The 5,439-nt window shown below is 68.5% G+C and carries 5 protein-coding genes; 4 read left to right on the top strand and 1 reads right to left on the bottom strand.

Translation table 11 applies throughout. The annotated features are described in order from the left end of the window. A partial coding sequence (locus A5698_RS23010) for an electron transfer flavoprotein subunit beta/FixA family protein (protein ID WP_068301584.1) occupies positions 1 to 640 on the bottom strand: 640 nt, incomplete at its 3' end. A gap of 195 nt (positions 641 to 835) precedes the next feature. On the opposite strand from A5698_RS23010, the gene A5698_RS23005 reads away from it, so the two are divergent. The 4 genes from A5698_RS23005 to A5698_RS22990 all read left to right on the top strand — a co-directional run. After that, the gene (locus A5698_RS23005) at positions 836 to 1,606 is read left to right on the top strand and encodes a class I SAM-dependent methyltransferase (protein ID WP_068301580.1); all 771 of its coding nucleotides are present in this window, start codon (positions 836 to 838) and stop codon (positions 1,604 to 1,606) included. Next, positions 1,603 to 3,135, top strand: coding sequence for a 1,4-alpha-glucan branching protein domain-containing protein (locus A5698_RS23000; protein WP_068301575.1), 1,533 nt, complete (start codon positions 1,603 to 1,605; stop codon positions 3,133 to 3,135). The genes A5698_RS23005 and A5698_RS23000 overlap by 4 nt, the downstream gene beginning before the upstream one ends. 58 nt (positions 3,136 to 3,193) lie before the next feature. Beyond that, positions 3,194 to 4,435, top strand: a complete 1,242-nt coding sequence (locus A5698_RS22995; protein WP_068301587.1) for a glycosyltransferase family 4 protein — start codon at positions 3,194 to 3,196, stop codon at positions 4,433 to 4,435. Positions 4,436 to 4,487: 52 nt separating this feature from the next. After that, positions 4,488 to 5,439: MFS transporter (locus A5698_RS22990; protein ID WP_156670862.1), on the top strand; the 952-nt coding region annotated here is incomplete at its 3' end.

Below are 5,439 nucleotides of genomic sequence, written 5' to 3'. Positions count from 1 at the left end.
CACCGATCTCGGCAAGCGTGAGCTTGGTGACTTCCTTCTTCTTGGCGGCCATGATGCCCTTGAAGGACGGGAAGCGCGGCTCGTTGATCTTCTCGTTGACGCTGACCACCGCGGGCAGCGACGCCTCGACGGAGAACACGCCGTCGTCGGTCTCGCGCTCCCCGGTGACCTTGCCGTTCTCGACCGTCACCTTGCGCAGATGCGTCAGCTGCGGCAGGCCCAGGTACTCGGCGATGATCGCCGGAACCGCGCCGCCGGTGCCGTCGGTGGCCTCGTTGCCGGCGATGACGAGCTCAGTGCCCTCGATGGTGCCCAGCGCACGCGCCAGGGCCCAACCGGTCTGGACCATGTCCGAGCCGTGCATGCCCTCGTCGACGAGGTGTACGGCCTTGTCCGCGCCCATCGACAGCGCCTTACGGATCGCCTCCGTGGCGCGCTCGGGGCCGGCCGTGAGCACCGTCACAGTGCTCTCGCCGCCTTCCTTCTCCTTGATGAGCAGCGCTTCTTCGACGGCACGCTCGTTGATCTCGTCGAGCACCGCGTCCGCGGCCTCGCGGTCGAGGGTGAAGTCGCCGTCGGTGAGCTTGCGCTCCGACCAGGTGTCAGGGACCTGTTTGATCAGGACCACGATGTTCGTCATGAGTGTGGTTCGTCCTCCTCGAAGGGGCCGATGATCGGCCCGCAATATCACGCTCTGAGCAACAACCACCATGTTACTCGCGGGTAACTTGTGGTGGTTCGCAGGAACACCATAGCGGGTCGAAGTTCGTGTTCTAGCAGCACGTAGGCGGTGAACCATTCGTCTGTGGGCCGATTCACGTTAGCCTGCCTTCCAATGAGCGCATTTGTTACTGACGGACCGGACCTCCCCCTCACCGGGGAACGCACGGTTCCGGGACTCGCGGAGGAGAACTACTGGTTCCGCCGCCATGAGGTCGTCTACGAGCGGATGGCCGACCGCTGCGCGGATCGTGACGTGCTCGAGGCGGGCTGCGGCGAGGGATACGGAGCCAACCTGATCGCCGACGTGGCCCGCCGTGTGATCGGCCTCGATTACGACGAGACGACGGTCACGCACGTCCGTGCGCGGTATCCGCGGGTGGACATGCGCCACGGAAACCTGGCCGAACTCCCGCTCGCCGACGGCGCGGTCGACGTCGTCGTGAACTTCCAGGTCATCGAACACCTCTGGGATCAAGGACAATTCGTTCGCGAATGCCTGCGCGTGCTGCGCCCGGGTGGCTGCCTGCTGATGTCCACGCCGAACCGCATCACCTTCTCCCCCGGCCGGGATACGCCGATCAACCCGTTCCACACCCGCGAGCTCAACGCCGCCGAGCTGACCGACCTGCTGACGGTGGCCGGCTTTGCGGTCGACAGCGTGCTCGGCGTCTTCCACGGGCCTCGGCTCGCCGAGCTCGACGCCCGTCACGGTGGGTCGATCATCGACGCCCAGATCGCCCGGGCGCTCGCGGGTGCACCGTGGCCCGAGGATCTGCTCGCCGATGTCGCGTCGGTGCGCAGCGACGACTTCGATCTCCTCGACGCGCGCGAGCGCAACATCGACGACAGCCTGGATCTGGTCGCGATCGCGGTGCGACCGTGACTACCCCGGAATCCGCCGACCCCGTACCGGGGCTGTTCACCCTCGTCCTGCACACGCACCTGCCCTGGCTCGCGCACCACGGCCGCTGGCCCGTCGGTGAGGAATGGCTGTATCAATCGTGGTCGGCGTCGTATCTGCCGCTCATGCGGGTTCTGCGCACGCTCGCGGCCGAGGGCCGTCGACATCAGCTGACGCTGGGAATGACTCCCGTGGTGACCGCCCAACTCGACGACCCGTATTGCCTGACGGGAATGCACCACTGGCTGGCGAACTGGCAGCTGCGCGCACTCGAAGCAACTACCCTGTCAGATCCGTTGCGGCAGTTCGGACTTCGTGAGCACGCCGAGGCCGAACAGGCACTCGAGGATTTCGCCACGCTGTGGGCGCACGGCGGCAGCCCACTGCTGCGCGAAGTGATCGACGCCGAGACCATCGAACTGCTCGGCGGTCCGCTGGCACATCCGTTCCAGCCGCTGCTCAATCCCAGGCTGCGGGAGTTCGCCCTGCGTGAGGGGCTTGCCGATGCCCGCTTGCGGTTTGCGCACACGCCGGCCGGCATCTGGGCCCCGGAGTGTGCCTACGCCCCCGGGATGGAAATCGATTACGCCGCAGCGGGTGTCGGGCACTTCATGGTCGACGGGCCGTCGCTGCACGGCGACACCGCGCTGGGCCGCCCCGTCGCAGCGTCCGATGTGATCGCGTTCGGCCGCGACCTCCAGGTCAGCTATCGGGTGTGGTCGCCGAAATCCGGCTACCCCGGACACGCCGCCTACCGCGACTTTCACACCTACGACCACACGACCGGTCTCAAGCCGGCCAGGGTCACCGGCCGCAACGTGCCGTCGGATGCCAAGGCACCGTATGACCCCGAGCGGGCCGACCGGGCGATCGACGCCCACGTCGCCGATTTCGTCGAGGTCGTCCGTCAGCGCCTGCACGACGAGAGCGAGCGCATCGGACGCCCCGCGCACGTCATCGCCGCCTTCGACACCGAGTTGTTCGGGCACTGGTGGTACGAGGGACCGGTGTGGCTCGAACGGGTCCTGCGCGCGCTGCCCGAGGCGGGCGTGCGCGTCGGCACGCTGGCCGACGCCAAGGCCGACGGTTTCATCGGCTCACCCGTCGAATTGCCACCCAGCTCTTGGGGTTCCGGTAAGGACTGGCAGGTGTGGGCGGGCGAGCAGGTCGCCGATCTCGTGCAGTTGAACACCGAGGTCGTCGACACCGCGCTGACGACCGTCGACAAGGCGCTCGGCGAGACCGACGCACCCCCGGCCCGCAACTACGTCGCCGACCAGATCCTGCGCGAAACGCTGCTGACGGTGTCAAGTGACTGGCCGTTCATGGTCAGCAAGGATTCCGCGGCGGACTATGCGCGCTACCGCGCGCACCTGCACGCCCACGCGACCCGCGAGATCGCCGATGCCGCTGCCTCCGGTCGCCACGAGCACGCGCAGCGCCTCGCCGCGGGGTGGAACCGCGCCGACGGGCTGTTCGGCGCCCTGGACGCGCGGCGGTTACCGCGATGACGCCCGCACGCCGCTCTGCGTGTGCATTTGCCGGTCACTGGCCCAGGAGTCGGCGACCGTGAAGATCCTCATGGTGTCGTGGGAGTACCCGCCGGTCGTGGTCGGCGGGCTGGGCCGACACGTGCATCACCTGGCCACCGCGCTCGCCGAGGCGGGCCACGAGATCGTCGTCCTCAGCCGCCGACCCTCCAACACGGATCCGAGCACGCATCCGACCACCGACGAGATCGCCGAGGGCGTCCGCGTCGTGGCAGCGGCACACGATCCACACGAGTTCGACTTCGGTAGCGACATGATGGCGTGGACGTTGGCGATGGGCCACTCGATGGTCCGCACGGGTCTGACGCTGAAGACCCGCCGCGGCCGCCCGTGGCGTCCCGACGTCGTGCACGCACACGACTGGCTGGTCGCACACCCCGCCATTGCCCTGGCCGAGTTCTTCGACGTGCCATTGGTTTCCACGATCCATGCCACGGAGGCCGGGCGGCACTCCGGATGGGTGTCGGGTCGCATCAGCCGGCAGGTGCACGCGGTGGAGTCCTGGCTGGTGCACGAATCCGATTCGCTGATCACGTGTTCGGCGTCGATGCGCGACGAGGTCGGTGAGCTCTTCGGGCCCGGACTGGCCGAGTCGTACGTCATTCGCAACGGAATCGACTGCGGTCGTTGGCCATTCGCACAGCGACGACCCCGGACGGGTCCCGCGCAGCTGCTGTACCTGGGCCGCCTCGAGTACGAGAAGGGCATTCACGACGCGATCGCCGCCCTCCCCCGCATCCGACGCACGCATCCGGGCACCACGCTGACGGTCGCCGGCGAGGGCACGCAACTGGACTGGCTCGTCGAGCAGGCGCGAAAGCACAAGGTGCTCAAGGCGACGTCGTTCGTCGGGCACCTCGACCACGACGCGCTGGTCGACCTGTTGCACACCGCCGACGCGGCCGTGCTGCCCAGCCACTACGAACCGTTCGGCATCGTCGCGCTGGAGGCCGCCGCGACCGGAATCCCGCTGGTGACGTCGAACGTCGGCGGCTTGGGAGAAGCCGTCCTCAACGGCCAGACCGGAGTGTCCTACCCACCGCGCGATGTCGCCGCGCTGGCCGCGGCGGTGCGCTCGGTGCTCGACGACCCACACGCCGCCCAACAACGCGCCGTCGCCGCCCGCGAGCGGCTCACCTCCGAGTTCGAATGGCACGCGATCGCCGACGAGACCGCTCAGGTGTATCTGGCCGCGAAACGGCGGGAGCGCGAACCACACCGGCGCCGCCCCATCGTCGAACACGCCCTACCCGGCCGCTAGAGCGGCCGAAGGTTCGACCGGGGTCGAATCATTTCCGACCTAGCGTGCGGATATGGGCTCGCACGGCATCACCTTCCGCTCGGCACTCACCCTGGTCGCCGCGTATCTGGGCCTCTTCGTCGGCCTCATCGACGCCAACGCGGTCAACCTCGCACTGCCTGCGATCCGCAACGACCTCGGGGGCGGGGTGTCGGGCGCGCAGTGGACGATCGACGCGTACAACATCGCGTTCGCCGCACTGCTGTTGACCGCCGGGTCGTTGGGCGATCGGTTCGGCCGGCGCCGCCTTCTGCGGTTGGGGCTGCTCGTGTTCGTCTCGGCGTCGGTCGCGTGCGCGGTCGCACCGTCGCTGCCGCTGCTGCTCGTCGCCCGCACGCTGCAGGGTGTCGGCGCGGCGGTCATGCTCCCGCAGGGCCTGGCGATCACCGCCGCCGCGTTCCCCGACCCCGTTGAACGCGCCCGCGCGACCGCTGCGTGGGCCATGGCGGCCGCGATGAGCACTGCTGTCGGCCCCATCCTCGGCGGGGTCCTCACCGATACTGCGGGCTGGCGACAGATCTTCTGGCTAAACGCACCCATCGGCGTCCTGGCCCTGGTGATGACGTACGCGTATCTACCGGAGTCCCGCGACGATCGTCCCACCGGAATCGACTGGCGCGGGCAGGTTCTCGCGATCCTGGCGCTCGCATCCGTGACCGTCGCGCTGGTCGAGGGGCACACCATGTCACCGGCGTGGCTGGTGACACTGGCGGCGGCGGCAGTCGCCCCTGTGGCAGCCTTTGTCGGCAGCCAGCAACGGGCACGGCACCCGATGCTGCCCCTCGCGATGTTCCGCAGCCGGCCGCTCGTCACCGCGCTGATCGCGACGTTCACGATGACCTTCGGCATCTACGGGCTTCTGCTCGTCAACAGCTTCGCCTTCCAACAACAGCGCGGGGCGAGCGCCCGGCTGCGGAACATCGCGAGGGGCAGCATCGGGTGCCGTGCCCGTTGCTGGCTGCCGA

Origin of the sequence: Mycobacterium sp. E136, from assembly GCF_001666865.1 — a bacterium.
Taxonomy (GTDB): domain Bacteria; phylum Actinomycetota; class Actinomycetes; order Mycobacteriales; family Mycobacteriaceae; genus Mycobacterium.
The sequence above is the reverse complement of the archived record's forward strand: the minus strand, read 5'-3'. Positions and strand labels throughout refer to the sequence as shown.

Coding starts and splice junctions, on each gene's coding strand:
- A5698_RS23005 (WP_068301580.1), top strand. CDS start 836: ATGAGCGCATTTGTTACTGACGGACCGGACCTCCCCCTCACCGGGGAA.